This window comes from Peptoniphilus sp. Marseille-Q6390 (genome assembly GCF_965119475.1).
The window spans coordinates 442,307-464,195 of record NZ_CBCPLS010000002.1 but is presented as its reverse complement, the minus strand read 5'-3'; the positions used below and the strand labels follow the sequence as shown (position 1 = coordinate 464,195).

Here is a 21,889-nt window from a genome sequence, read left to right as displayed (position 1 = left end):
GCACAAAAAAGAGCAGGTATAAACCTGCTCTAATTTTTTATTTTGTAATCCAAGGATTAGTCAAGAATCTTTGATACTACTCCTGATGCTACAGTTCTTCCACCTTCACGAATTGCGAATCTTAGTCCTTCGTCCATTGCGATTGGTGTGATTAGTGTTACTGTAAATGTTGAGTTGTCTCCTGGCATTACCATTTCTACTCCGTCTGCTAGTTGGATGTCTCCTGTTACGTCTGTTGTTCTGAAGTAGAATTGTGGTCTGTATCCGTTAAAGAATGGTGTGTGTCTTCCACCTTCTTCTTTTGTTAGTACGTATACTTCTGCTTCAAATTTTGTATGTGGTTTGATTGTTCCTGGTGCTGCTAGTACTTGTCCTCTTTGGATTTCTTCTCTTTGTACTCCTCTTAGTAGGGCTCCAATGTTGTCTCCTGCTTCTGCTTGGTCTAGTTGTTTTCTAAACATTTCTACACCTGTTACTACTACTTGTCTGCTTTCGTCTGTTAAGCCTACTAGTTCTACTGTGTCTCCTACTTTTACTACACCTTGTTCTACTCTTCCTGTTGCTACTGTTCCTCTTCCTGTGATTGAGAATACGTCTTCGATTGGCATTAGGAATGGGTGTTCTGTATCTCTTACTGGTGTTGGGATGTATTCGTCTACTTCTTCCATTAGTTTTGCTATTTTGTCTCCCCATTCTCCGTCTGGATCGTCTAGGGCTTTTAATGCTGATCCTACTACGATTGGTGTGTTGTCTCCATCGAAGTCATATTCACTTAGTAGGTCTCTGATTTCCATTTCTACTAATTCAATTAGTTCTGGATCGTCTACTTGGTCTTCTTTGTTTAGGAATACTACTATCTTTGGTACACCAACTTGTCTTGCTAATAGAATGTGTTCTCTTGTTTGTGGCATTGGACCGTCTGCTGCTGAACATACTAGGATTGCTCCGTCCATTTGTGCTGCTCCTGTGATCATGTTCTTTACATAGTCAGCGTGTCCTGGGCAGTCTACGTGTGCGTAGTGTCTGTTTGCTGTTTCGTATTCTACGTGTGATGTTGAGATTGTGATTCCTCTTTCTCTTTCTTCTGGTGCCTTGTCAATGTGTGCGTAGTCTACGAATTCTCCTCCGCCGTATCTCTTGTTCATTACAAGTGTGATTGCAGCTGTAAGTGTTGTCTTACCGTGGTCAACGTGACCAATTGTTCCAATGTTTACGTGTGGTTTATTTCTTTCAAATTTTGCTTTTGCCATTATTAATCCTCCTATTTATTAGTTTTTCTTTTTATCTCCAACTACTTCTTCAGCTATTGATGCAGGTACTTCTTCGTAGTGATCAAATTGCATTGAGTAGTTTGCTCTTCCTTGTGTGTTTGAACGAAGGCTAGTTGCGTAACCAAACATTTCTGCTAGTGGTACATAAGCTGTAACGATTTGAGCTCCAGCTACAAGTTCCATACCTTCCATTCTTCCACGTCTTGAGTTAATATCTCCAATTACATCTCCCATGTATTCTTCCGGAGTTGTAACTTCAACCTTCATCATAGGTTCAAGAAGTACTGGATCAGCTTTTGCAAGAGCATCTCTTACTGCCATAGATCCGGCAATCTTAAATGCCATTTCTGAAGAGTCGACTTCGTGGTAAGAACCATCGTAAAGAGTTACCTTAACGTCAAGAACTTCGTATCCACCAACGATACCAGATTGAAGTGCTTCTTCAATACCTTGTTGAGTTGGTCCAATAAATTCCTTAGGAATTGCACCACCAACGATGGCATTTTCGAATATAAAACCGCCACCTGGTTCATTAGGTTCGATTCTAATTTTAGCGTGACCATATTGTCCACGACCACCTGATTGACGAGCGTATTTAGCTTCGCCTTCAGCAGCTTTCCTAATACCTTCTCTATAAGATACTTGTGGGTTACCAATATTAGCTTCTACCTTAAATTCTCTTAGTAGTCTATCAACGATGATATCAAGGTGAAGTTCACCCATACCAGAGATAATAGTTTGACCAGTTTCTTCATCTGTGTGAGTTTTGAAAGTTGGATCTTCTTCTGCAAGTTTTGCAAGAGCAAGAGCCATCTTATCTTGAGAAGCCTTAGTCTTTGGTTCAATTGCTACAGAGATAACTGGATCTGGGAATTCCATGTTTTCAAGAATAACTTGATTCTTTTCATCACAAAGAGTATCACCAGTACCTGTGTCTTTAAGACCTACAGCTGCTGCGATTTCTCCTGCATGGATTTCTTCGATTTCTTCTCTCTTGTTAGCGTGCATTTGAAGAATTCTTCCGATTCTTTCTCTCTTGCCCTTAGTTGAGTTCATTACATAAGAACCAGCTTGTAAAACTCCAGAGTAAACTCTAAAGTATGCAAGTTTACCAACATATGGATCAGTTACAATTTTAAATGCAAGTGCTGAGAAAGGTTCATCGTCTGAAGAATGTCTTTGAACTTCATTTCCTTCTAAGTCAACACCATCAATTGAAGGTACATCAATTGGTGATGGAAGGTAGTCAATTATAGCATCTAATAGAAGTTGTACACCCTTGTTCTTGTAAGAAGAACCACAAGATACTGGAGTAATCTTAACAGCAAGAGTACCCTTTCTTATAGCTTTCTTAAGAAGATCTTTGTCGATTTCTTCACCTTCAAGGTAAGCCATCATAAGATCTTCATCAAATTCAGATGCAACTTCAATTAAGTTTTCTCTATATTTATTTGCAACTTCCATGTACTCTTCAGGAACATCTGTAATTTCGATTTCCTTACCAAGTTCATCCTTGTAAATTTCTGCTTTCATTTCAACAAGGTCAATCATTCCTATGAAAGTATCTTCTGCTCCCATTGGAACTTGAATTGGAACAGGATTACCCTTTAGTTTCTTGTCGATTGTATCAACAGATCTAAAGAAGTCTGCACCTGTAACGTCCATCTTGTTGATGTGTGCAATTCTTGGAACATGGTACTTGTCTGCTTGTCTCCAAACAGTTTCAGATTGAGGTTCTACACCACTTTTTGCGTCAAAAAGTGCAACAGCACCATCAAGTACTCTTAGAGATCTTTCAACTTCAACTGTGAAGTCAACGTGTCCCGGAGTATCGATGATATTAAGTCTGTAGCCCTTCCAGTGACATGTAGTGGCTGCAGAAGTAATTGTGATACCTCTTTCTTGTTCTTGTTCCATCCAGTCCATTTGTGCTCCACCGTCGTGAGTTTCACCTATTTTGTGAATCTTACCAGCGTAGAAAAGAATACGTTCTGTAGTAGTAGTCTTTCCAGCATCAATATGGGCCATAATACCTATATTTCTATATTTTTCTAATGGTATTTCGCGAGCCATAAATTCCTCCCCTTATTACCATCTATAGTGAGCAAATGCCTTGTTAGCTTCTGCTGTTCTATGCATTTCATCTTTTCTCTTAACACTTCCGCCTAAACCGTTAGATGCGTCTAGAATTTCTTTTGCAAGTCTTTCGTGCATTGTCTTTTCGCCTCTAGCTCTTGCATATTTAACTAACCATCTAAGGCCTAGAGTTTGGCGTCTTTCCGGTCTTACTTCCATTGGTACTTGGTAAGTAGCACCGCCTATTCTTCTTCCCTTTACTTCAAGTACAGGCATTACATTATTAAGTGCCTTGTAAAATACTTCAAGTGCGTCCTCTCCAGTTTGTTCTGCGATTGTTTCAAGTGCTCCGTATACAATTCTTTGAGCAGTACCTTTTTTACCGTCAAGCATAACATTGTTTATAAGCTTAGTGATAACCACATCTGCGTATACTGGATCAGCCATAACTTCACGTTTTTGGATATGTCCTTTTCTTGGCATAACTTCCCTCCTTAACTATTTTTCAGTCGATTCATTGGTACTCAGGTTGAGCCCGTAAGCCAAAAATCTATAAAATCTCATGTAAAATTCTATCAATTTTTAGGTTTCTTAGTACCATATTTAGATCTAGATTGCTTTCTGTCTGTAACTCCAGCTGTATCAAGAGTACCTCTTACGATATGGTATCTAACACCTGGTAAATCCTTTACTCTTCCACCACGGATTAAAACAACACTGTGTTCTTGTAGGTTGTGTCCGATTCCTGGAATGTAAGCCATAACTTCGTATCCGTTTGTTAAACGAACTCTGGCAACTTTTCTAAGAGCTGAATTCGGTTTCTTAGGTGTTACTGTTCTTACTGCAACACAAACTCCTCTTTTTTGTGGAGAATTAACTTCAGTTTCAACTTTTTTAAGTGTGTCATAGTTTACATCAAGAGCTGGTGATTTAGATTTACTGTGAATTTTCTTTCTACCATTTCTTACTAATTGGTTAATTGTAGGCATTAATTGCACCTCCTGTTTTATTAATAGTATTGGACATTTCAAAGACTACCTGCATTTAGGTAGTCTTTCCGTCTCAAATACTCATCAATTTTATCATTAGATAATCATTAAGTCAACAAAAAAATATGAGAAATTGGCGAAATTTCCATATTTTTTGAGAATTAATGATTTTATTTTAAATTTACATAAATTTATCTAGGTAAAAAACAAACCTATCTGCATTTATTAGATTATAAATTATAAAGAAAGCTTGGGATAGGATAAAAATTCCATCTATAATAGTAAAAACTTTTCTGTAATTGTCTTTCTTTGTAAAAATTGTCCTACGATTCTCTATTAAAAAATATATATTAACCACAAAAAATCCCATTAACAAATAAATCATAGTGCTGACATAAGCTGAACTGTCGAAGTTTTCTATTACAGTCCCATCTTTTAAAGTTAGAAAAAATACAAACTGATAAATTGTAAAAATTGTGCAAAGCGAAATAGTAATAACTTTTAAATACTTTTCCTTTTCATGAGTTTCAAAGTCAGACTTAAATAATTTAAGAAAAATATTTATAAAGACATAGGCTCCTATACAGTATAGAATCAACTTGTTTCTTGAATAAATGGAATTAATCCAAAAAAGAAGCAGTGTTGTGCTGGCATTATAGTAATCTAGAAGTTTTTCTCCCCTGCTAATTTTTTTATTAAAAAATTTTTTATTTGATAATTTTTCAAGAATTATAAAAAATATTAAGGCTAGAAAAGTTCCAATAAGAGCATTCCTCATTCCTTCTGTCATTTCTTTCTCCTTTAAACCTTAAACCTTTACATCCTATCGAGATAAAAATCAAACCTATCGATATTTATGTAGTTATAAATTATAAATCCAACAAAAATTATTATAAATAAAATTTGTAGGGATATAAAAATTTTCCTGTAAGAGTCCTTTTCCACAAAAATTTTAGAAAGTGACTTTTTTGACAAATAGTAGCTAAGCCACAAAATGACTAATATAAAGCTTGGCAAAACAATTGAAAACTCTTTTTTCCCAAAGGATTCTATTTTATGACCATCTTCGAGGGTCATAAAGAGTATTAGTTGATAAATTATAAGTACAACTTGAACAATAATTGTCGTTATTTTATAAAGTCTAGGATCATCCTTGTACTTGTTTTTCATAATATCTTCTGTAAAGGTTCTATAAAGAAAATATGCCACAAGACCAAACACTACTAGATAAAAATATAGTTTATTTTGGCAAAAAATCATTGAAAGCCACATTTCAATAACTGTAAAAGCATAAGTATAGGTCCTCATTACATCGCTATTGTCAATTTCTATTCCCTTGTTCTTCTTGTACTTGTCTGCAATTGGAATAATTGAACAAAAAATAATCGTTCCTATAAAAAATATAATTAATGATCCCATAATTTCTCACCTGATGTTTCTTGATAATCTTCCCTTTCTACATAAAAATCAAAGCGACTAATATTTTTTATGTTGTATGCGTTTCCTAAACCTAATACTAAAATCAAAATAATTTCTGAAATAATAAAAGCTCTTCTCCAAATATCTTTTTCAAATAAAATATTTTTTAAAACTCTCAAGTCTAAAATAATTCTAATGTAGCTAACAAAAATAATTGAATTTATTAAAATTTTTCGAAAGTCACTTTTGTTGTATGAAAAAATAGTAGCTCCATCTTCTAATTCTAAAAAACTAAGACTTGCTAATAATATAAAAGATATTGAAATAAATAAAACCCTCCACTTAGGCTCATTCTTATTTTCCAATAACTTACTTCCTCTTTTGCTATCTGTGTAAAGTTTATAAATAGCCCAAAACACAAAATAAACAAATATGCTAACCATAATTGCAAATCCAATATTTTGATAAATTGTAAAGTAAAATTGTAAGATTAAAAAATTGCTCACTAGGAAGGAATATATTATGTCATTCTTAGAATCTTTTTCTTCTTTCTTATCTTCTCTTATGTAAGTAAAAGTTTCTAAGGCTGATATAAAAACTGTTACTAAGAAATATATAGTTAAATCACTCATTAAATCACCTCTAAAATCTTTTATTTATAAAACTAGTTTAAGAGTATCTTATAAATAAAAATAATCCCTTTTAATTTATTGTAACACTCACACCCATAAATTTTAAAGAAGTTATAAAAATCAAAAATCAATTCCCAAATTTTCTAAATTTTCTTCAAGAGAAAATATTTTTTTACCATCCTTTGTTACTTCTGACTCTGAATAAATTAGAGACTTAATTACAGATTCTTCTACTGAGTCTGCACAAGCTCTAAAGGCTTCCTCTAATAAATCTTCTTTTAAAACTTTAATTTCTTCGAAGTTATTATCTCTTATCTTATTGGCAGTTGAAAAGGCTATTACAATGTCTCCTGACCCATGTCCCAAGTATGAACCTACATTGCCAAGGCCAATTGTCGCCCTCTTTGATAGTCTCTTTAATTGTCTTGAGCTAAGGGGCAAGTCTGTTGCAAGGACTATAATAATTGAACCCTTGTCCTTATCTTCTCTTTTTTCCTTGGACTTCAAATACATTTCACGTCCTAGGGGTCTTCCTTCTACTTTTAGGTCTTTTATCCTGCCAAAGTTTGACAATACAAGACTTCCTAGTGTGTAGTCCTTTCCTTCTATTTCGATAATTCTTGATGAAGAGCCAATTCCACTTTTGAGGTTAAAGGAGATCATTCCAGTGCCTGCTCCCACTGACCCCTCTTCAAAATCTTCTTTAATATTTTTAAGAGACTCTAAGACATTTTCTTCTTTTACATGAAGGCCCCTCATGTCATTTATAACTCCATCGTTGCATTCTGTGACAATAATGTTTGGAGCTCCAGCCTTGTCGCCCACATCTTCGTACCTATCTATCATCCAATTCATTGATGAGTCAAGAACTCTTCCAAGGCTCATAGTGTTAGTCATAAAAATTGGCGACTCAAGAGTCCCTAGCTCTTCAAGTTGAACTAGGCCAAGACTTTTTCCATAGCCGTTAATTATGTAGGAGCTTGCCAAGAGTTTTTCCTTAAATACATCTCCATCATGAGGCATGATACAAGTTACTCCAGTTTTTATTTTTCCATCTCTAATTGTTGAGTGACCAACCCTCACTCCCTTGACGTCAGATATTTTATTAAGTCTTCCCTTCCTGCTATCCTTAAAAATTTCAAAAGTCATAAACATCCTCCTCTTAAAGAAATTATATCAGATAAATTTTATAATTTAATAAGATAAATCAGGGCATAAAAAAAGTCCCAGCCGAAGCTGAGACAAATTTTATTTTTAATTGTTTCTTTCGTATGGAAGTCCATCTGCTGATGGTGCTCTTGATCCCTTTACGAAAATTATTAAGACAAGAAGAGTTATTGCGTAAGGAATCATTGAAAGTAAGTTTGTATCGATTTTTATTCCAATGGAGCCAAGGAAAACTGAAAGTCCTTGTGCAAAACCAAAGAGTAGGCAAGCAAGCATTGCTCCTTGTGGTTTCCAGCCACCAAAGATTACTGCAGCAAGTGCAATAAAGCCTTGACCAGAGATAAGTGTTTCCCTGTAGTTAGATACAACTGCAAGAGACATTGAAGCTCCACCAAGTCCTGCTAAGAAGCCTGATGCTAATACGCAAATGTATTTGATCTTGTAGGCGTCAACTCCAAGAGTTTCTGCTGCCTTAGGATATTCGCCAACTGCTCTTATCCTTAGACCAAGTCTAGTCTTGTAAAGTATGAAGTAAACTACAAAGACAAGGACAAAGGCAAGGTAAACTGATGCGTATTGTGAGAACACTATATCAAGGAACCTCATTATTCCCTTTCCTCCACCAGATTTAAAAACTTTTCCAAATAAAACTGGAAGTTTGTTTTCATAATCAATTGATTTTGACATGGCTGCTCCATCAAAGAAGAGCCTACAAAGGAAAAGGGCAAGTCCAGGTCCAATTAAGTTAATTGCAATACCACTTACAACATGGTCTGCTGCAAAGTTAACTGTTGCTATAGCATGAAGAAGGGCAATTAGCATGCCACCAAGTCCTCCACACAAGAATGCCAACCAAGGGTTGCCTAGGTAGTAGCCGACAATGGATCCCACAACTGCTCCTATGGCCATCATTCCTTCAAGACCAATATTTACAACTCCAGCATTTTCAGATAATACTCCACCAAGAGCTGTATAAATAAGGGGAGCTGAATATAAAAGTGTTATTGATAAAATACTTGCTAAGCTTAAAAGTGAACTATTCATTTGCTCCTCCTTTTTCTAAATTTTTTCCATCCTTCTTTGACCACTTAGTAAAGAAGAACTTAATCATATCCAAAAGTTTTGGCATTGCAATAAATAGGATCATAATACCAATAATTATATTTACAACTTCTGAATAAGTTCCTATTGTAGTAAGCTTTCCTCCTCCATAAGTTAAGCCTGCATAGAGAAGGGCTGCTGGGATTGTGCCCAGTGGGTTGTTGCCAGCTATAAGGGCAACTGCCATTCCATCAAATCCGTAGCCTTCTTGGGCTGCCATGATTCCAATGTCACCAGAGACACCAAGTACAGTTATGGCACCAGCAAGTCCTGCCAAGATACCTGCAATACCCATGGATTTTACAATAGATTTATTAATATCGATTCCACCGTATTCAGCTGCTTTTTCATTGAAGCCAACAGCACGAAGTTCGTAACCAAGTGTAGTTTTCTTTAGGATGTACCAAACTACTAGGGCTGCAATAATAGCAATAATAATACCAAAGTTTAGAGGTGGATTTAAAATGTCCTTTAAAAATTTGTGTTGAGCAAGATAAGCTCTACCAGACTCACTCATCTTCCAAGCTCCAGCAATTTTTATGCTAGCTGATTGCTTAATTGGATAAGAGTTATCTGATTCAATTGATCTTAAGATTGGAAAACTCAAAAGATAATTACTTAGATAAAAGGCAATCCAGTTCATCATAATAGAAGATATAACTTCATTAACTTGAAATTTTGCCTTTAAGATTCCAACTATAGCTCCCCAGAGATAACCACAAAGGGCTCCAACTAAAAGAGCTACAAGTCCATGGACTACTGGAGGAAGGTCCAACAAAAGTCCAACAACGAGGGCTCCTATGGAACCAACAATGTATTGGCCTTCAGCACCAATGTTAAATAGGCCTGTGTTAAAGGCAAAGGCAACTGAAAGTCCTGTTAGGATTAGGGGCACTGCCTTTACAATTGTCCAGGAAATGTACTTAGGCTTTCCAAAGGCACCTAAGAAGATTACCTTGTAGGCCTCAACTGGATTTGTTCCACTAATTAAGAGTATGAATGAGCCAATTATTATCCCAAGTACAATGGCAAGAATTGTGTATATAAACCTATTTCTCTTCATTTTTACCTCCTGCCATATATAGTCCTAGCTCTCTCTCATTAGTTTCCTTTGCATCAAAAGTCTTTAAGATTTTTCCATTATAAATAACAGAAATCCTATCAGATAGGGCCATAATTTCATCAAGTTCAAAGGAGATGAGAAGAACTGCCTTCCCCTTGTCCCTTTGCTTTATCAAGAAGTTCCTAATATATTCAATGGCACCAACATCTAGCCCCCTAGTTGGTTGGGCAGCAATAAGAAGATCTGGGTCTCCAGAAATCTCCCTTGCAATAATAACCTTTTGTTGATTACCACCTGAAAGGGCGCCTGCAAATTGTTTAATATTTCTTGGTCTTATATCGTAGTCCTCTGAAAGGTCACTGGCGTTTTTTTCAATACTTGGAAAATCTAAAATTCCCTTTTTAGAAAACTTGTCCTTGTAGTATTCCTTTAAAATAATATTTTCTGCAACTGAAAAATCAAGGACAAGACCACGAAGTTGCCTATCTTCAGGAATAGAGTTTAATCCTCTTTCAATAATATCCCTTGGGCTGTGGTTTAAAATTTCTTCTCCCTTAAAGATTACAGAACCAGCTTCTGCCTTTTTAAGACCAGTAAGAGTTTCAATAAGTTCAGATTGGCCATTTCCATCAACACCTGCTATACCATGAATTTCTCCAGCCTTAATGTCAAGATTTAAGTCGTCTAACTTTTTGACATTTCTAATATCTCTAGCAGTTAGACCCTTGATGTCAAGTATAGTGTCGCCAAAGTTAGCATCAGCCTTATTAACATCTAGATGAACAGCTCTACCCACCATCATGTCAGCAAGTTCCGATTCACTTACATCAGAAACATTAACTGTATCAATCTTTTTACCACGTCTAATAATAGTACACCTATTTGCCACTTGCTTAATTTCCTTTAGCTTGTGGGTGATAATAATTATAGACTTGCCTTCCTTTGCAAGATTTTTTATTATTTCGATTAATTCAGTAATTTCTTGAGGAGTCAAAACAGCAGTTGGCTCATCAAAAATTAAGATGTCAGCACCCCTGTACAAAACCTTAAGTATTTCAACCTTTTGTTGAGTGCCCACAGTGATGTCTTGGATTCTTGCATCAGGATCAATTTTAAAACCATATTTTTCAGAAAGGGCAACTACATCTTCCCTTGCCTTCTTTATGTCCACCTTGATTCCCTTCATGGGCTCCATGCCAAGAACAATGTTTTCAACAACAGTAAAGGGTTCAATAAGCATAAAGTGTTGGTGAACCATACCTAGTCCTGCCTTAATGGCGTCGTTGGGATCCTTAAATTCTTTTTTTTCATTATTTATATAAATCTCACCTGATGTAGGAGAACTTAAACCGTAAAGCATATTCATAAGAGTAGTCTTACCGGCACCGTTTTCTCCAAGAAGAGAATGGATTTCGCCCCTCCTAATATCAAGATCAATTCCGTCGTTTGCGATGAAATCACCAAACTTTTTGGTAATATTCTCCATCCTTACGACTAAATCTTTGTTATTAGTTTCCAATACAAACGCTCCTTTGTTATATTAAGTAAATTATACCAAAGAATTAAGCAATTTTAAAATAATTTGCATTAAAAAAAGTCATCCCCTAGATGACTCCTAAGAGATGACTTTATAAACTTATTTGTATTGGTTGTAAGTTTCTTCGTTGTAAGGAACTTTGATTTCGCCAGAAATAATCTTTTTAGTGATTTCTTCAACTGATTTTAAAATTTCAGGCTTAACATTCTTGTCAGAAGTTGGTGCAATACCTACTGCTCCATCGTCAGCTAGACCAAGTTCAACAGTTCTTCCACCTTGGAATTTACCTTCTTGCATGTCTTTTACAACTTGGTAAACAGCAACATCGCCGTTCTTCATTGCAGAAGTTAATACATTTTCAGGAGCTCTGTCGCTTTGGTCTCTATCAACACCAATTACCCACTTGTCAGCTTCTTTAGCAGCTTCGATAACACCTTCGCCTGCTCCACCAGCTGCGTGGAATACTACGTCAGCACCGTTTTGGTACATTGTAGCAGTGATTGATTTACCCTTTTGAGCGTCGGAGAAGTCACCAACGTATTGGCTAAGAACTTCGATGTCAACGCCTCTTTCTTTAGCTGCGTAATCAACACCAGCCTTGTAACCATATTCGAATCCCCAAATAATGTTACCTTCTTGGCCACCAACGAAACCAACCTTGTTAGTTTCAGTAGTCATACCAGCAATATAACCAACTAGGAAAGAAGGTTCTTGAGCCCTAAACATAATTCCAAGTAGGTTTGAAGGAGCTTCAACCTTGTTACCATCTTTATCAACTGTAACGTCAACGTCAACTATTGCATAGTTTGTTTCTGGATACATGCCTGCAGCTTCAGTTATTGCTCCACCCATTTTGAAACCAGCACCAACAATAAGGTTTTTGTTTTGGTCAGCAAAAGTTTCTAGGTTAGGAGTGTAATCCTTAGTGTCCTTAGATTCTACATAGTCCGCCTTGATTCCAAGTTCTTCTTTAGCCTTTTGAAGTCCTTCCCAAACTCCTTGGTTAAAGGATTGGTCATTAACTCCTCCTTCGTCAGTTACAAAACCAACGTCAATATCTGACTTAGCTTCAGCTGTTTCCTTAGTAGCGTTTGCAGCATTTCCATCTGCTTCTTTTTTGTTGCCGCCACCACAAGCAACAAGTGTCATTGCAATCAATAACACAGAAAGTAGTGTAAGTTTCTTCTTCATTTAAAATCCTCCTATAATGATTTAATTAAATTATATATTAAATTTACTATTATTTCAATTTCAATAAAAAAGTTTTCCTATGTCTTTACAATTTTTATTTTACTTGGAAATATTCAATAATTCATAAAAGTTAAATTGTTCATAAGACTTTATAAACTCATAGCCTATTACAAAGCTCCTAAAATTAATTTTTTAATTCTCACAAAATCCTAATTCTTTTTATTTTCACATAGTCCTAAGCTTTTATTAAAAATTTGCAATAAAAAAAGCCCAATATAATATTGAGCTTTTGAAAAATATTTACTTATCCAATGAATACTCTTGGTATCATAAAGAATACAAGTGAAAAAACAAAGTACATTAATAAAAATGCAACTGATTGTTTCATTTCTTTGCCACTTAGTGTGAAGTCTCCATCAGATGCAAGTAGTCTTGCTACGATTGAGGCAATAAATCCTAAGATTGGATAGGCTATAAGAACACCAAGGTTGCTTGTTCCCTTGTCCATGAACCTGTAGAAAGTAGGAATCATTAGGAAGAGGGCGCCAAGATAAATTTTAAAGTTACCCCTATCAAACCAAGTTAAAGCTATTACTCCTAGTGTTAATACTAAGAAGATAACAGTGCTTGCTGTGTTAATAAGGGAAATTTTATTTATTAGTCCTTGGTTAATTAATTCAATTTTATTTACATAATAACCTGAGTTTGTGTAAGCTTCCTTTACACTGTTGTTTGACTTAATTGATTCAGTCCAATTTTCTACCTTTGCATTTGTTACAAATATTGAAGCATCTTCAACCTTTTGTCCACCTGAAAAATAAAGTGGGTTTGCTGGATAGTAAACTGTGAATTCATATTCGCCAACTTTTTCCTTTAAGGCTAGTTTCACTTCACTCACTGCCTTAAAGTCCTTGTTGTCAGTCTTATTATAAAAATCTTTTACCTTTAATTTTAATTTTTCTTCGAAAAGAGATTTGTTAATTTTGTCAAAGTCTCCCTTTAGGTTGACCTTTGACTTGCTATAAGTAATTCCTTCGCCAAAGAAAATTTGTCTATTAGGAGTACCTAATATTCTTGCAGTTGAATCTTCGCCTGTGTAATTAAATTTTATGTCGTATTTTATTAGATTTTCTTGGCCTTCTTTTGCCATGGATCTTGTAACTTGTAGATTTTCTACTCCATCAGCATTGTTAAAAAGAATTCCGTCGAACTCCCTGTCTACGTCAGCGTTTGGCCACATAAGAGACTTACTGAAAAAAGCAGTTAGAGAAGCTAACATAAGTACTAGTATGAAAATTGCAAAAACCACAAGCTTTTTTATTCTCTCGTTCATTTTAAACCTCCATTATGAAAACATTTCGCTTAATATACATGATATCACATGGAGGCCTTAAAATAAACAAATTTATTAGCATATTAAAGATTAGAAGCATTTATTTCTGTCCAGATCCTATCATAAACTTTTATAAAGTCTCCTAGGTCCCTAAAGGATTCTAGTGGTGGTAGTTTGTCAAAGTCTGGATAAGCAACCTTTGAGTTTTTAATTTCATCTGGTAGAAGGTCTTTCACTCCCTTTACTGGTGAAGTGTAACCTACACAGTGCTCAACATTTTTTGCTTGAACTTCTTTTTCAAGCATGTAATTTATAAATTTTTCTGCGCCTTCAACATTTTTTGCATTCTTAGGAATAACCATGGAGTCGTACCAAATGTTAGAGCCTTCCTTTGGCACTACATAGTCAAGGTCTTCGTTTTGTTGCATCATAAGAAGGGCATCTCCTGAGTACATTACAGATAGGTTTGCATCTCCTTGGACTACAACATCACGTCCATCATCATCAAGATAAGCATATACTAGAGGCTTTTGTTCTATTAGTGACTTCTTGGCTTCTTGTAGTTCCTTTTCATTTGTTGAGTTTAAAGAATATCCCAGTCTCTTAAGAGCAACTCCAAGAGTATCTCTTTGTGAGTTGTACATAATTATTTGGTTCTTATACTTTTCATTCCAAAGTATATCCCATGAATCAACCTTGTCCTTAACTTCTGCCTTGTTGTATATAATTCCCACAGTTCCCCAGAAGTATGGAACAGAGTATTTGTTTTCAGGATCAAAGCTTGGATTCTTTAAAATATCTTCAACATTTGCAAAGTTTGGAATCTTACTAAAGTCAATTTCTCTTACAAGTCCTTCTTTGATTAGTCTTTCAATCATGTAGTCGCTAGGCACAACCACATCGTACTTGTCTTGTGATTGGGTCATCTTAATATAAAGGTCTTCATTTGATGCATAAGTATCATAATTTACCTTGATGCCGGTTTCCTTTTGGAAGTCCTTTAGGATTTGTGGGTCAATATATTCTCCCCAGTTGTAAACATAAATTTCTTCTTTTGCTGTTTCCTCTTTGCCACATCCTGTTAGGGAAAATACCATTAGGATAGCAAGAGCCAAAATAATTTTTTTCATGTGTTTCATTAGATTACCTCGATTTTTTTCATTTTTTCACTTCTCTTGTTGATTATCACAAGAAGGATTAAAAGTGCTACTAGCATCAATGTTGATACTGCATTTATTGATGGATTGATTCCCTTTCTCGCCATGGAGTAAATTGTTATTGAAAGATTTGATACTCCTTGTCCTGTGTTGAAGAAGGAAATTACAAAGTCATCAATGGAAAGTGTAAAGGACATTAGCGCTCCAGTTAATATTGCAGGTTTAATTTGTGGAATCACCACATTTAATATGGCATAAGTTGGAGTAGCGCCTAGGTCAAGGGCTGCTTCAACTGTATTTTTTTGCAGTTGATTTAACTTTGGCAAGATGGAAAGAATAACATAGGGAATGCAGAAGACAATGTGTGAAATTATCATTGTTGTGTATCCCATTCTTATGTTAAAAAGTCCAAAGAGGCCCATAAGAGCAACTGCTGTTACAATGTCAGGGTTAATTACTGGCAAATAATTTATATTTAGGATGGCATCCTTTTTGAAGCCCCTAAGTTCATTTATGGCAATGGCAGAAATAGTTCCGACAATAGTTGAAATTACTGTTGCAACCACTGCTACTATAAGTGTAGTCCAAAGTGAAGATAAAATTGCTGGGTCAGCAAATAAATTTTTGTACCACTTTAGGGTAAAACCTGCCCAAGACCCTCTTAGCTTGGAGTTGTTAAAACTAAAGACAACTAAGATGATAATCGGTGCATATAAGAATAAAAATATTAAAAATAAGTAAATCCTATCTATTAATTTTTTCATTATAAGCCACCTCCTATTTCGCTAGTTTTTATTTTTCCATTAAACAACTTTGGAATAATTAAAATCAAAAGCATAATTACAATTAGAATCATGGAAATTGCAGATCCAAATCCCCAATCTCCTGTAAAGGTAAATTGTTTTTCAATTAAGTTACCAATTAAGTAGAAGTTATTTCCTCCTAACAAGTTTGGCACAACAAAAGTTGAAATTGCCGGTATAAATACCATGGTTATACCTGTGTAAATTCCTGGTAGGGAAAGTGGAAGTATAACCTTCATAAAAACTTTGAAGTCATTAGCTCCAAGGTCCTTTGCAGCTTCAATTAGTTTCTTATCCATTTTTAATAGGACAGTATAAATTGGCAAAACCATAAATGGCAAGAAGTTGTAAACCATGCCTATCATTATGGCCTTGGAATTGTACATAAGGTTCCAGGGTCCCCAGCCAAAAAGTCCAATAAATTTATTGATTAGGCCCTTGTTGCCAAGAAGGGTAAGCCAAGCATAAGTCCTCAAGAGGAAGTTCATCCACATTGGAATTATAAAAATTAAAATCATGTTGTTTCTTACTTTTTCACTCATTTGTGAAATTATATATGCCACTGGATAGCCAATAATAAGGCACAATATAGTAGATACCCCTGCCAATACAAGAGATGTAAGTAGAATTTTTACATAAAGGGGCTCAAAAAACCTTGAGAAGTTGTCAAGGGTAAAGGCAAAATCTGCCAAGTCTGTGTTAGAGCTCAAGGAATGGGCAAGTATTAAAAATAGTGGGAAGACAATAAATACTAGGCCCCAAAATAAATAAATCAATGAAAATTTTTTCATATTAACTTAACCTCATAACATGAATTAGGTCTGGTTTAATTATTATGCCTGTCTTCTCTCCCACTTCTCTTTTTTCTGTTGATTGAACAAGCATAGAGTAGCCGCCAATATCTACTGTCATTTCATAGTGAACTCCCTTAAAGACAAGACTTGTTACAGTCCCTTCAACTTGGTAGTTTTCGTCAACTAAGATAACATCTTCAGGCCTCACTACTACTTCAACATCTTCATTGACCTTAAATCCCTTGTCAACGCAAGGAAAGTCATAATCTAAAAATCTTACCTTGAAGTCCTCAAGCATCCTTCCCTTAATAATATTTGATTCGCCAATAAAGTCTGCGACAAAGGCATTCTTTGGTTCGTTGTAAATATTTATTGGACTATCCATTTGTTGGATCTCGCCGTTGTTTAAAACAACAACAGTGTCACTCATGGAAAGGGCTTCTTCTTGGTCGTGAGTTACGTAAATGAAAGTTATACCAACACTTTTTTGAATTCTCTTAAGCTCAATCTGCATGGCCTGTCTTAGTTTTAAGTCAAGAGCTCCAAGTGGTTCGTCAAGCAAAAGAACGTCTGGCTCATTTACAAGAGCTCTTGCAATGGCAATTCTTTGTTGTTGACCACCTGATAGGGACTCTATCTCTCTGTTTTCAAAACCCACAAGGTTAACAAGCTTTAAAACTTCCTTTACCTTTTCCTTGATGACTTTCTTGTCCATCTTTTTAATCTTTAGGCCAAAGGCAATGTTGTCAAAGACATTCATGTGAGGAAAGAGAGCATACTTTTGGAAAACTGTGTTGATTCTTCTCTCATAGGCTTCCTTGTTTGTTATGTCCTCTCCATTAAAAAGAATTTGTCCCTCATCTGGCTCCTCAAAACCACCAATTAATCTTAAAATTGTAGTCTTGCCACAACCTGATGGTCCAAGAATTGTAAGGAACTCATCCTTTTTTACCTTAAAGTCAAAATTTTCTAAAATTACATTGTCGCCAAAGCTCTTGCTAATATTTTTTAATTCAATTACATAATTTTCCATATTTCACCGCCTAAAAATTTGGTGGAGATGATATCCACAAAATCTCAGTATCGCACTTTCCTTCATTTGTTAAATAATGTGACTTAGTCGCCTTAAAGTAAAAGCACTCACCCTTCTTCACCTTGTACTCGTCACTTCCATAATAGAGTTTGACAGATCCCCTTAGGACAAAGCCAAACTCCTCACCCTCATAGGGCTGGACCTCCTTGGACCTTCCACCGGGTTTAATTAAAATCCTCATGGGCTCCATTTGGTTTTTTTGTGCATTGGGAACAACCCAGTCTAAGACATAGCTAAGTTCTTCATTTTCACTTTCAAAAAAGTCCTCTTCATTGAAGATTATTTTTTCATTTTCTTCCCTCTTAAAAAAAAGGCCGGGGTCAGTACCAAGGGCCTCAAGTATATCTAAAAGAGAGTCGACAGATGGCGATGTCAAATCTCTTTCGATTTGAGAAATGAAACCCTTAGTGAGTTCTGACCTGTCTGCCAGCTCCTCTTGAGTAAGTCCTTTTTCAATTCTCATTTCTCTTATTTTATTTCCAATATTCATTGCATCACCTATAATATTAAACAAATTACTTAAATTATTAAACTCATTAGAGTATAAATGTTAAGATATTTAAAGTCAATAGATTCTGGAATTTATTTTATTAAATTTTTTGTAAAATATAATTTACTAAATAATTTTATTTTATAATCATTTTCTTCTTGCTTCCCCTCTATGTTTAATATATTTTATTTATTAAGGAGGGACTTATGAAAAATTTTTTAATTTTTATTTTTGGAATCCTTGTGGGATTTATCTTAAAGGGATTTTACATCTATCTTATGACTAAATAATTTTAAATAAAAAACTAGAAGAACATAAAAATTTCTCAACAAGTATTTGTTTACAATTTTATAAGTTTTTATAACTTCATATCTTTTACAAATTCATAATTTTTATCAAGTCAACATCTTACTCTTAGTTTCCACTCCCTTATTTGTGTTATAATTTTTCTGAGGTGTAAGAATGGATACAATTAAGAAAAGATACAATGCCATAGATTTTTTGCGTGGCTTTACTATTATAAATATGATAATTTATCACGGTCTCTTTGACCTTGAAAATTTTTATGGCTTTAACTTCAACCACAACTTTTATTACTACCAACAATATATTTGCATTTCTTTTATATTGATTTCAGGTTACTCAAGTCACTTTTCCAATAATTTTAAAAAGAAATTTTTAATCTTAGCTGGACTTGCTCTCTTAATCACTCTTGGGTCCTACATCTACTCCAAAGAAGATGCAATTTATTTTGGCATCATTCACTTCTTTGCACTTGCGACTTTGATCCACATACTTATAAAAAATTACATAAAAAAAATAAGCCCAAGGATTGGACTTATTATAAATGCAATTTTATTTGTTAGCCTAAAGAGAATTTACTATGGAAATATTTTATTTGGAAAGATTACTCCTCCCAAGTTCCTTTATGATTTGAACTTATTTATACTTGGTCTACCAAGCGATAAGTTTTCATCAGGAGACTACTTCCCTCTTATCCCCTGGATATTTTTATTTTACATGGGCTACTTCCTCTTTGACTTAGTAAAATTTACAAAAAAAGAAGCCTCCCACAATATTATCAATATCATGGGCAGGCATTCTCTTTTAATTTATTTTCTCCATCAAATTCTTTTGATTGGAATTTTTTCTCTTATCTTTGGCTCTTGATTAAAGTCTTCCGCTGGCACCTCCGCCACCAGAGGAACCTCCTCCGCCGAAGCCTCCAAAGCCTCCGCCGCCAAATCCGCCAGATGATCCACCGAAACCACCTGATCCTCCGAAGCCACCATAGCCTCCAAAGGAACCTGGCCCCCAGAAGATTACTGGTCTTTGTCTTCTCCTACTTCCTGGTCCACTTCCGCCACCAGGTCCATCATCATTTTTATTTCTAAAAATTAAAGAAATGATAGCAATGATGACGATTAATTTAAAAATCGCCAAGAAGGGATCTTCTTCTCTATAATCATCGTCGTCAGAATAATCAATGGCTTCTTGTGGCTCTCTTGCCACAATGTCAACGCCATATTCTCCCTCATATAATTTTATTATTTGAGCGTATCCTTCAAGGACTGCCTTCTCAAAGGGTCTGTCATTTTCATTTTCAGCAACAACCCTCGCCATTGCTCTAGTGATTCTCGATGCATAAGCGTCAGTAATAAATCCTTCTGCTCCATAGCCAGGTTCTATTTTTACCAACTTATTATTATCATCAAGTAGGGCAAGTAGGATTAGGACTCCATTGTTCTTGTCTTTGTCGCCAATCCCTATATCATTAAAAATCTTTGTGGCATACTCTTCAAGGCTATTACCCTCTAAGCTTTTTACAATAACAACCCCTATCTCTCCACCAGTTTTCTTTTTCAAGTCATAAGTGGTTTTGTTCAGATAGTCTATAGTCTCTTGGCTTAGGGTGTTTGTCTCGTCATAGACATTGTAATGCATTTGGTCCTTGTCAAAAGCGTAGACATTAAAGACCAAAGTGAATACAAATAAAATTGTGGCTAACAATTTTTTCATAGCAATCACCTAAAACTTAACTTCTGGTACTTGATTGTCCTTTTCTGAAACTTCAAAATAATCTCTTGGTCCAAATCCTAATATTTTTGCAATTATATTTGTTGGGAACCTTCTAACCTTTTGGTTGTAAGTCTTAACTGTTTCGTTGTATCTCATTCTTTCTGTGGCAATCCTATTTTCAGTTCCTTCAAGTTGTGCTTGTAGGTCTAAAAAGTTTTGATTTGCCTTTAATTCAGGATAATTTTCCACAACAACATTAAGTCTACTAATAGCTTCTGTCAAGTTGTCGTTGGCTTCAGCAAGTTCCTTAGGTGAAGATGCTTCAGTAACACCTGCACGAGCCTTAGTTATTTCTGTGAAAGTTTCCTTTTCGTGACCTGCGTAACCCTTAACAGTTTCTACAATATTTGGAATCAAGTCAGCACGTCTTTTTACTTGGTTTTGGACTTGTGCCCAAGCACCATTAACATCTTCATCTAGCTTAACTAGATTGTTCCATTGGCCACCGAAAAAAATTGCAATTACAACAACTACGGCTATAATGGCAATAATTCCAGCGCCGCCCCTGTTTTTATTCTTCATCGCTTCCTCCTATTTTTTCAATTTTCATTTTACCTATGGCTTCTTCCACTAACTTGTCACAGTCAAGTGGCTCTTCAGACTTTTCTATTCCATCAATTGTCGGAGTCAAAAGTGGGTGTTTTGGCAAGAATACTGTACAGCAATCTTCATAAGGAAGGATTGATGTCTCATAAGTATCTATGTCCTTGGCTATGTCAATTATATTTACCTTATCCATTCCAATAAGAGGTCTAAAGACTATCTTATCTGTGATAGCGTCAGTTACCTTGAGGCCGTCAATAGTTTGTGATGCAACTTGTCCCAAGTTTTCACCTGTGATTATGCAGTCATAACCATTGTCTCTTGCAATCTTATCTGCAACCCTCATCATAAACCTTCTTGAAATAATAGTCATTTCGTCTTCAGGACAGTTCATATTTATTTCCTTTTGGATATCCAAGATGTTTACTGAATAAAAAGTCAATTCTCCTGAGAAGTTTGAAATATCTTCTGCAAGCTTTTTAACCTTTTCTTCTGCTCTTTCAGATGTGAAGGGATAGGAATGGAAGTGAAGGCAATCCACTAGGACTCCTCTTTTCGCCATTAAAAATCCTGCAACTGGAGAGTCAATCCCCCCTGATAGGAGAAGAAGTCCCCTGCCATTTGTTCCTGTTGGAAGTCCGCCATGTGCTTTAATCTTATCTACATAAATATAGGTATCCTTTTTCAAATCGCAGTAAACAAAAAAGTCTGGTTCATGAACGTCAACCTTGATGTCAAAGTTCTTTAATACCATGCCACCAATTTTTGCAGAAATTTCCATGGAATTAAGTGGGAACTTTTTATCCCCCCTATTTGTCTTAACCTTGAAATTTTTGTATTCTGGATGGTCTTTTAAAGTTTCATCTACAATTTTTACAACTGCTTCTTCAATTGTCTCCCAATTTGTTTCTACCTCATAAGTTGGCGCAATATAGACAATCCCAAAAACGTGTTTTAATCTATTTATTAATTTATCCTCATTGTCGCCACTTACTTCCACGTAGATTTTACCCATGTTGTGGTAAATTCTTCCGTGGTCGAGATTTCTAAGATTTCTCTTAACAGATTTAATTAGCTTCTCTATAAACCTGTGCCTGTTTTTCCCCTTGAGGATGACTTCCCCAAGTGAAAGTGCCATAACTTTTTTCATT

At 35.3% G+C, this 21,889-nt stretch carries 22 protein-coding genes; 1 reads left to right on the top strand and 21 read right to left on the bottom strand.

The genetic code is table 11. From position 1 onward, the window contains the following. Window positions 1-56 precede the first annotated feature (56 nt). The 18 genes from tuf to ACWPVO_RS08050 all read right to left on the bottom strand — a co-directional run bounded on the left by tuf (window position 57) and on the right by ACWPVO_RS08050 (window position 18,116). Window positions 57-1,250 carry an elongation factor Tu gene (gene tuf / locus ACWPVO_RS08135; protein ID WP_454207705.1) on the bottom strand — a complete coding sequence of 398 codons (1,194 nt, stop codon included), beginning with the start codon at window positions 1,248-1,250 and terminating at the stop codon, window positions 57-59. 18 nt (window positions 1,251-1,268) lie between these two features. Continuing rightward, entirely contained in the window at window positions 1,269-3,344 is a 2,076-nt protein-coding gene (gene fusA, locus ACWPVO_RS08130; protein ID WP_454207703.1) for an elongation factor G, read from the bottom strand. 15 nt (window positions 3,345-3,359) lie between these two features. Beyond that, window positions 3,360-3,830 carry a 30S ribosomal protein S7 gene (gene rpsG / locus ACWPVO_RS08125; protein ID WP_005958093.1) on the bottom strand — a complete coding sequence of 157 codons (471 nt, stop codon included), beginning with the start codon at window positions 3,828-3,830 and terminating at the stop codon, window positions 3,360-3,362. A 92-nt stretch (window positions 3,831-3,922) separates the two neighbouring features. Continuing rightward, entirely contained in the window at window positions 3,923-4,336 is a 414-nt protein-coding gene (gene rpsL / locus ACWPVO_RS08120; protein WP_019124174.1) for a 30S ribosomal protein S12, read from the bottom strand. 181 nt (window positions 4,337-4,517) lie between these two features. After that, window positions 4,518-5,126 carry a hypothetical protein gene (locus ACWPVO_RS08115; RefSeq protein WP_454207700.1) on the bottom strand — a complete coding sequence of 203 codons (609 nt, stop codon included), beginning with the start codon at window positions 5,124-5,126 and terminating at the stop codon, window positions 4,518-4,520. Window positions 5,127-5,152: 26 nt separating this feature from the next. After that, window positions 5,153-5,755: a hypothetical protein gene (locus ACWPVO_RS08110; protein WP_454207698.1), complete on the bottom strand. Its 603-nt coding sequence runs from the start codon at window positions 5,753-5,755 to the stop codon at window positions 5,153-5,155. Further along, window positions 5,743-6,387 (bottom strand): hypothetical protein, encoded by a 645-nt coding sequence (locus tag ACWPVO_RS08105; RefSeq protein WP_454207696.1) that lies wholly within the window; start codon window positions 6,385-6,387, stop codon window positions 5,743-5,745. Before ACWPVO_RS08105 ends, ACWPVO_RS08110 begins: the two co-directional genes overlap by 13 nt. A gap of 120 nt (window positions 6,388-6,507) precedes the next feature. Beyond that, window positions 6,508-7,536 carry a DmpA family aminopeptidase gene (locus ACWPVO_RS08100; protein ID WP_454207693.1) on the bottom strand — a complete coding sequence of 343 codons (1,029 nt, stop codon included), beginning with the start codon at window positions 7,534-7,536 and terminating at the stop codon, window positions 6,508-6,510. A 105-nt stretch (window positions 7,537-7,641) separates the two neighbouring features. Next, a complete protein-coding gene (locus ACWPVO_RS08095; RefSeq protein ID WP_060800425.1) occupies window positions 7,642-8,598 on the bottom strand; it encodes an ABC transporter permease in 957 nt (318 codons plus the stop codon). After that, complete coding sequence (locus ACWPVO_RS08090; protein ID WP_454207690.1) at window positions 8,591-9,718, bottom strand: ABC transporter permease; 1,128 nt, start codon at window positions 9,716-9,718, stop codon at window positions 8,591-8,593. Before ACWPVO_RS08090 ends, ACWPVO_RS08095 begins: the two co-directional genes overlap by 8 nt. After that, complete coding sequence (locus ACWPVO_RS08085) at window positions 9,705-11,237, bottom strand: ABC transporter ATP-binding protein (RefSeq protein WP_454207688.1); 1,533 nt, start codon at window positions 11,235-11,237, stop codon at window positions 9,705-9,707. The genes ACWPVO_RS08090 and ACWPVO_RS08085 overlap by 14 nt, the downstream gene beginning before the upstream one ends. A 117-nt stretch (window positions 11,238-11,354) precedes the next feature. Continuing rightward, window positions 11,355-12,446, bottom strand: a complete 1,092-nt coding sequence (locus tag ACWPVO_RS08080; protein ID WP_454207686.1) for a BMP family lipoprotein — start codon at window positions 12,444-12,446, stop codon at window positions 11,355-11,357. Between the two features lie 304 nt (window positions 12,447-12,750). Further along, entirely contained in the window at window positions 12,751-13,779 is a 1,029-nt protein-coding gene (locus tag ACWPVO_RS08075; protein WP_005958089.1) for a hypothetical protein, read from the bottom strand. Window positions 13,780-13,862: 83 nt separating this feature from the next. After that, window positions 13,863-14,909 (bottom strand): ABC transporter substrate-binding protein, encoded by a 1,047-nt coding sequence (locus ACWPVO_RS08070; RefSeq protein WP_454207683.1) that lies wholly within the window; start codon window positions 14,907-14,909, stop codon window positions 13,863-13,865. Between the two features lie 8 nt (window positions 14,910-14,917). Continuing rightward, complete coding sequence (locus ACWPVO_RS08065; protein ID WP_005958152.1) at window positions 14,918-15,700, bottom strand: ABC transporter permease; 783 nt, start codon at window positions 15,698-15,700, stop codon at window positions 14,918-14,920. After that, window positions 15,700-16,530, bottom strand: a complete 831-nt coding sequence (locus ACWPVO_RS08060) for an ABC transporter permease (protein ID WP_250342215.1) — start codon at window positions 16,528-16,530, stop codon at window positions 15,700-15,702. The genes ACWPVO_RS08065 and ACWPVO_RS08060 overlap by 1 nt, the downstream gene beginning before the upstream one ends. Window position 16,531: 1 nt before the next feature. Further along, on the bottom strand, window positions 16,532-17,566 hold the full coding sequence (locus ACWPVO_RS08055) for an ABC transporter ATP-binding protein (RefSeq protein ID WP_005958158.1): 1,035 nt from the start codon (window positions 17,564-17,566) through the stop codon (window positions 16,532-16,534). A gap of 10 nt (window positions 17,567-17,576) precedes the next feature. After that, window positions 17,577-18,116, bottom strand: a complete 540-nt coding sequence (locus ACWPVO_RS08050) for a helix-turn-helix domain-containing protein (protein ID WP_005958128.1) — start codon at window positions 18,114-18,116, stop codon at window positions 17,577-17,579. A 462-nt stretch (window positions 18,117-18,578) separates the two neighbouring features. On the opposite strand from ACWPVO_RS08050, the gene ACWPVO_RS08045 reads away from it, so the two are divergent. Beyond that, complete coding sequence (locus ACWPVO_RS08045) at window positions 18,579-19,286, top strand: heparan-alpha-glucosaminide N-acetyltransferase domain-containing protein (RefSeq protein WP_454207680.1); 708 nt, start codon at window positions 18,579-18,581, stop codon at window positions 19,284-19,286. Here the strand turns inward: ACWPVO_RS08045 and ACWPVO_RS08040 are convergent, their stop codons facing one another. From ACWPVO_RS08040 to thiI, 3 genes are read right to left on the bottom strand one after another with little or no spacing between them, the layout of a single operon-like run. After that, window positions 19,287-20,135 carry a TPM domain-containing protein gene (locus ACWPVO_RS08040; protein WP_454207678.1) on the bottom strand — a complete coding sequence of 283 codons (849 nt, stop codon included), beginning with the start codon at window positions 20,133-20,135 and terminating at the stop codon, window positions 19,287-19,289. 9 nt (window positions 20,136-20,144) lie between these two features. Then, complete coding sequence (locus ACWPVO_RS08035; protein ID WP_454207676.1) at window positions 20,145-20,717, bottom strand: LemA family protein; 573 nt, start codon at window positions 20,715-20,717, stop codon at window positions 20,145-20,147. After that, entirely contained in the window at window positions 20,707-21,888 is a 1,182-nt protein-coding gene (thiI, locus tag ACWPVO_RS08030) for a tRNA uracil 4-sulfurtransferase ThiI (protein ID WP_454207674.1), read from the bottom strand. The genes ACWPVO_RS08035 and thiI overlap by 11 nt, the downstream gene beginning before the upstream one ends. Between the last annotated feature and the right edge of the window lies 1 nt (window position 21,889).

What these genes read in the sequence shown, in the direction of transcription:
- rpsL (WP_019124174.1), bottom strand. Translation starts at nt 4,336, where the DNA reads ATGCCTACAATTAACCAATTAGTAAGAAATGGTAGAAAGAAAATTCAC.
- ACWPVO_RS08075 (WP_005958089.1), bottom strand. Translation starts at nt 13,779, where the DNA reads ATGAACGAGAGAATAAAAAAGCTTGTGGTTTTTGCAATTTTCATACTA.
- ACWPVO_RS08045 (WP_454207680.1), top strand. Translation starts at nt 18,579, where the DNA reads ATGGATACAATTAAGAAAAGATACAATGCCATAGATTTTTTGCGTGGC.
- ACWPVO_RS08065 (WP_005958152.1), bottom strand. Translation starts at nt 15,700, where the DNA reads ATGAAAAAATTAATAGATAGGATTTACTTATTTTTAATATTTTTATTC.
- ACWPVO_RS08095 (WP_060800425.1), bottom strand. Translation starts at nt 8,598, where the DNA reads ATGAATAGTTCACTTTTAAGCTTAGCAAGTATTTTATCAATAACACTT.
- ACWPVO_RS08035 (WP_454207676.1), bottom strand. Translation starts at nt 20,717, where the DNA reads ATGAAGAATAAAAACAGGGGCGGCGCTGGAATTATTGCCATTATAGCC.
- ACWPVO_RS08115 (WP_454207700.1), bottom strand. Translation starts at nt 5,126, where the DNA reads ATGACAGAAGGAATGAGGAATGCTCTTATTGGAACTTTTCTAGCCTTA.
- ACWPVO_RS08050 (WP_005958128.1), bottom strand. Translation starts at nt 18,116, where the DNA reads ATGAATATTGGAAATAAAATAAGAGAAATGAGAATTGAAAAAGGACTT.
- fusA (WP_454207703.1), bottom strand. Translation starts at nt 3,344, where the DNA reads ATGGCTCGCGAAATACCATTAGAAAAATATAGAAATATAGGTATTATG.
- ACWPVO_RS08090 (WP_454207690.1), bottom strand. Translation starts at nt 9,718, where the DNA reads ATGAAGAGAAATAGGTTTATATACACAATTCTTGCCATTGTACTTGGG.
- ACWPVO_RS08040 (WP_454207678.1), bottom strand. Translation starts at nt 20,135, where the DNA reads ATGAAAAAATTGTTAGCCACAATTTTATTTGTATTCACTTTGGTCTTT.
- thiI (WP_454207674.1), bottom strand. Translation starts at nt 21,888, where the DNA reads ATGAAAAAAGTTATGGCACTTTCACTTGGGGAAGTCATCCTCAAGGGG.
- ACWPVO_RS08110 (WP_454207698.1), bottom strand. Translation starts at nt 5,755, where the DNA reads ATGGGATCATTAATTATATTTTTTATAGGAACGATTATTTTTTGTTCA.
- ACWPVO_RS08080 (WP_454207686.1), bottom strand. Translation starts at nt 12,446, where the DNA reads ATGAAGAAGAAACTTACACTACTTTCTGTGTTATTGATTGCAATGACA.
- ACWPVO_RS08060 (WP_250342215.1), bottom strand. Translation starts at nt 16,530, where the DNA reads ATGAAAAAATTTTCATTGATTTATTTATTTTGGGGCCTAGTATTTATT.
- ACWPVO_RS08105 (WP_454207696.1), bottom strand. Translation starts at nt 6,387, where the DNA reads ATGAGTGATTTAACTATATATTTCTTAGTAACAGTTTTTATATCAGCC.
- rpsG (WP_005958093.1), bottom strand. Translation starts at nt 3,830, where the DNA reads ATGCCAAGAAAAGGACATATCCAAAAACGTGAAGTTATGGCTGATCCA.
- ACWPVO_RS08055 (WP_005958158.1), bottom strand. Translation starts at nt 17,566, where the DNA reads ATGGAAAATTATGTAATTGAATTAAAAAATATTAGCAAGAGCTTTGGC.
- ACWPVO_RS08070 (WP_454207683.1), bottom strand. Translation starts at nt 14,909, where the DNA reads ATGAAAAAAATTATTTTGGCTCTTGCTATCCTAATGGTATTTTCCCTA.
- tuf (WP_454207705.1), bottom strand. Translation starts at nt 1,250, where the DNA reads ATGGCAAAAGCAAAATTTGAAAGAAATAAACCACACGTAAACATTGGA.
- ACWPVO_RS08100 (WP_454207693.1), bottom strand. Translation starts at nt 7,536, where the DNA reads ATGACTTTTGAAATTTTTAAGGATAGCAGGAAGGGAAGACTTAATAAA.